Here is a 2,177-nt window from a genome sequence, read left to right as displayed (position 1 = left end):
TTAAAAGGATAGGGATTCATCGCATCTTTGAGTTGCTCACAGTATAAGTTCACCCTATCATTGCTGTGTCTATTTTTGGATCTTATTTAATTCTCAATCCTTAGCATTTTCATGATTGTAGGTAAAAATATAACCGAGGCGAGGGGCAGAAACAGCACAAAACCAGTATCCTACCGAGCAACCTTTACTGAGTTCAAAACTCACAGATGTATGTGGAATCTCGTCACTCAGCGATTTACGCATCTGACTTGAAATCCGAGTAATTTGTCTTTTACGCCACGCCTGATAGCGAATATTATTGCTGAAATCTGCATAATTAATTGCTTTCTCCTTTTTCATCCGTAGATGAGTTATTTCCTCGCTGATTAATAATACTGTCTAGCCTATCTGCCAGCATAAAGGAAGAAAAATACACAGATGCGGTGCTATACAACCCTGGGAAATACTTTTTTACATCAAAGACTACTATACAGACCTATATCGAGATGATTGTTTAAACTTTGTTCGATGCGCGAGGTGGCATCTGGGGCAGCTAATTCCTCTAAGGTGAGATAAGACAGGGCAACTAATATCTGAGCTTGGTTATTAATAACCACTTCAGTTGCATAATTAGTATGAAAGCGTTGCAAATTTTCCGCAGCTGCCTTCACTAATGCCTGTAAAATCTGAAATGCTCTATCAGAAAGTGGAGGTTGACCCCGGTAGTTTTGCAGTCTCCCTCCTTCTCGGTAATTGGGAAATGATTCTAACCCCAGAAAATGCAAAAACCAGTCGGATCGATAATACCCGATAGCAGCCATAATACCTCTGTAGTCAGCAATTAGCTCGTCGAGTATATTGTTTCGCATCGAGCCAAACAAACGACGTGTGAAGTAGTGAGTACATTCATGTTCCAGCCGAATGGTTAGAGACAGTCTTTGCCATTGGGCTTCTTCAAGACCAAAATTACTCGCGCTAACATTGCTATAAAACCCATCACTTAAAATAATGAACGTATCCTGATAAAGTTGTTTTTGTGGTATTAAACGTTGAAACTCTGTATTCCAGCTAGTTTCAGAGCAATTATTAGGATTTTGAGTTTCCCATTGTCGGCGATACTGACGAATTCTATCCCAGTTGTTAAATCCTCTGACTATACAGGCTCCCATAGATGCCGGAATTGGCTGGGGTTCGTTTCTTTTTGTTAAGGCTTGCACTAGAGAGACAAAATCTTCTCTGTTTTTAACCAACAACACTGGGATAGTTCCAGCTAAACTTTGATATAGGATTAATTGGAGTTGCTGAGGTTGTTGCAAGACTAAACCAGTCGCCTCTGCCATCCCATCTACTGCGACACCCTTACGAGTGGCATCTCGATAAGCCTCAGTCTGGCTTATGCCCTCTTGGATAGGAAATCTCAACTGTACTAGTCGCTGCTTGAGTGCTTCCAATGCTCCTCCCAGTTTTGCTGCAACAGCATATTCTTCCCAAGCCGCTATGTGAGGTTCAGGAGCTAAGGGGAACTGAACCTTATCAGTTAGTCTATTACGCTCAAAAACATTTTGGTTGTATGCTAATAGTTCTGCTACTTGGGCAGCAGTTGCTCCAAAATAAGTCAGAACATCAGTACGAAATGATTGTTGGTCAATCATACATAAACCTCATTTTGGCAGAGGGAAGTAGAGGAGCAGAGGAAAAATAACTTCTGGCTCCTGTTTTATATTAATTAACGACTCAACTTTGCTAGGTAAGATAGATGGATATAAGCGTCCCATCTTCTTACGTGCATCAGTAGTCTTAAATCGCCAATTTACACTTTCCTTACGAGAATTGCGCTCGCTCTGCCAACAAGCAATTTCTTGAGATAATTTTTGAACGTCAGCAATTCGTCTTTCCAAACATTGGCAGGATAAAACGGATAACTCAATCTCAACTTGGTTGAACCCTTCGGGTTCGCCAGTTGCTTCAAGTCGGGGAAACCGTCCAACGATTTCTTCCTTCTGGTGCATTAGAGCAAGCTGTCGCAATCAGAAATGCTTCTTGTTGACCGTCTAATTTCCTCTGTTTTGGTGGATGAGGTCGGTCTTGCACCGCTAATTCAATGCCTCCTTCTACATATCTGGCACGGGTACGCTCTACGGTTGAAACGTGGACTCTTAGACATTGTGCGATCACTTGATCAATTTCTCCCTCCCATA

The 2,177-nt window shown here is 41.7% G+C and carries 3 protein-coding genes and 1 pseudogene; all 4 read right to left on the bottom strand.

The window, feature by feature from the left end:
• Window positions 1-93: 93 nt before the first annotated feature.
• Window positions 94-339 carry a hypothetical protein gene (locus H6G76_RS36460; RefSeq protein ID WP_190711053.1) on the bottom strand — a complete coding sequence of 82 codons (246 nt, stop codon included), beginning with the start codon at window positions 337-339 and terminating at the stop codon, window positions 94-96.
• Window positions 340-455: 116 nt separating this feature from the next.
• The gene (locus H6G76_RS36455) at window positions 456-1,631 is read right to left on the bottom strand and encodes a DUF7005 family protein (protein ID WP_190711052.1); all 1,176 of its coding nucleotides are present in this window, start codon (window positions 1,629-1,631) and stop codon (window positions 456-458) included.
• Window positions 1,632-1,730: 99 nt separating this feature from the next.
• Window positions 1,731-1,919: pseudogene (locus tag H6G76_RS37590) on the bottom strand (IS630 family transposase); the annotation flags it as partial.
• Window positions 1,920-1,944: 25 nt separating this feature from the next.
• The coding region (locus H6G76_RS36445; protein ID WP_190711050.1) for a helix-turn-helix domain-containing protein at window positions 1,945-2,177 on the bottom strand (233 nt) is incomplete at its 5' end.

This window comes from Nostoc sp. FACHB-152, assembly GCF_014697475.1.
GTDB lineage: Bacteria > Cyanobacteriota > Cyanobacteriia > Cyanobacteriales > Nostocaceae > Nostoc_B.
This window is presented reverse-complemented; position numbering and strand designations above follow the sequence as displayed.